The sequence below is a fragment of the Helicobacter bilis ATCC 51630 genome (assembly GCF_000686565.1).
GTDB classification, from domain to species: domain Bacteria; phylum Campylobacterota; class Campylobacteria; order Campylobacterales; family Helicobacteraceae; genus Helicobacter_A; species Helicobacter_A bilis.
On the sequence record NZ_JMKW01000112.1, the window covers coordinates 1 to 1,660 of the forward strand.

Sequence of the window (1,660 nt, forward strand, 5' to 3'; positions counted from 1 at the left end):
TCTATTGAGTTAGTAGAAGTTGAATGGGATTTTGGAGATGGTGAAGTGAGTAGTCAAAAGGATAATATACTCAAATCATTCAGCAAAGAAGGCTCGTATAATGTAAGGTTAAAAGCCTTAGTAGAAGTTGAGAATAAAGACTATATCAATGATAAAAGCCAAGATAAATTTGTGATGAAAGAATACTTTAGGGATTTAGAGATATTGGTGTGTTAAGTGTGTGTTTTGTTAGTGTTTAAATGTGTTGTGGAATCTTGTTTTATATGTTTTTGTGTGTTAGATTCTGCTGCGTTTAGAATCTTATCTTGTTTTTTTTGTTGTTTTTGTCTAGATTCTGTATTGTTTAGTTTAGATTCTATGCAAGCTAGTGCGACCTTTTCTAAGCTCACACGCTACATTTAAAGGTTTGAATTATTTATAGTAGTCATTGCGACCCTTGCAAAGCAAGTCATGGCGATACATTTTATCGTTTATGCTGCCATATTTGCCACGCCACATTTAAAGCTAAAAATCTAAATTTATGCGTTTTGTTTGTTTATCAATGTTTCTGTGTCTTTGTGTTTGCGTGTTTTATTCACGCCACATTTTAGGTTTTAGAATCTGTTTTTTGTCATGTTGAGCGGAAGTAAAACATCTTTATTAGATTCTGTGCCATTTCAACTTCACGCCACACTTGAAAGCCAAAATTGCAATTTTGGCATTCTCAAAGCCTTGCAATTCACACGCCACATTTTAGAAGATTTTTATATTTTACATGTTTATTGATAGTGATATGTGAGAGAGAACATATAAAAAAAATTGTTTGTGAGTTTCTTTGACAAAAACACTATGAAATGAAGCAAACAGCTCGAGAATTTAACAAAATTGCAAGAAAATGCAAAGCCATTTATGCAAGTTTGGCAGATTTAAGTGTAATTCCTGTCAAAAAAGCAAAAACTAGCCAATGTAGCCTATTTTAGCCGAGTTTAGCCTTGTTTCAGTGGAATATCAGCCAAAATTACACAAATAATACAAAAAACCCTAAATCATGCAAACATAAATCACACTAGCCTTTACATTATACACAAAAGCCAATCAAAGCAAGACAATTTCAAAAGAGCCAATCACACAAGCCATAAAAGCCTTAAATATTTCAATCTCTCTGCAACTTATCTCATTCTTTAAGATTTTCTATCACACATAAATGACACAAAAAATACACCGATGACACAAATTTTGACACACATATACATTTTATGCCCTATTTTGCGGACTTTGGATAGAATTGTAATTCTAGCAATGAAATTTTAAGCTATTCTTAAGTTTTCAATAAAGCTTTATTTAAGCTAGGTTATAAAGCATATTTACGCATTGCAATCACTAAGAACACAACACACAAGGGAAATTTTTGCCCTTATAAAAACTCATGCTTACCCACTTGTGCTAACTCATCATTATATAAGTTACAATATTACACATAAGCATATAATTTTTAAAAATTTTTTCTAGCTAACTCTTATAAACTTACGAAACTAGAGAAAATATCGGTTTTTTGGGGATTTGGAGGCAAATAAATTACAATTAAAATGAATGGGTATTTTGCCAAGCCCACCTTTTTTATTTCAACTTAGAGTAAATAAAGCGACTTGACAATGAAAAAAATGTCGGTTAGGGTTTTGGG

2 protein-coding genes are annotated in these 1,660 nt (G+C 31.6%); one reads left to right on the forward strand and one right to left on the reverse strand.

Going from position 1 to position 1,660, the window contains the following annotated elements:
* Window positions 1-216 (forward strand): PKD domain-containing protein (locus T368_RS15995; RefSeq protein ID WP_034595283.1); only part of this gene is annotated, 216 nt, incomplete at its 5' end.
* Here T368_RS15995 and T368_RS15780 read toward each other — a convergent pair.
* Window positions 213-389, reverse strand: a complete 177-nt coding sequence (locus tag T368_RS15780) for a hypothetical protein (protein ID WP_155116626.1) — start codon at window positions 387-389, stop codon at window positions 213-215. The genes T368_RS15995 and T368_RS15780 overlap by 4 nt on opposite strands.
* Between the last annotated feature and the right edge of the window lie 1,271 nt (window positions 390-1,660).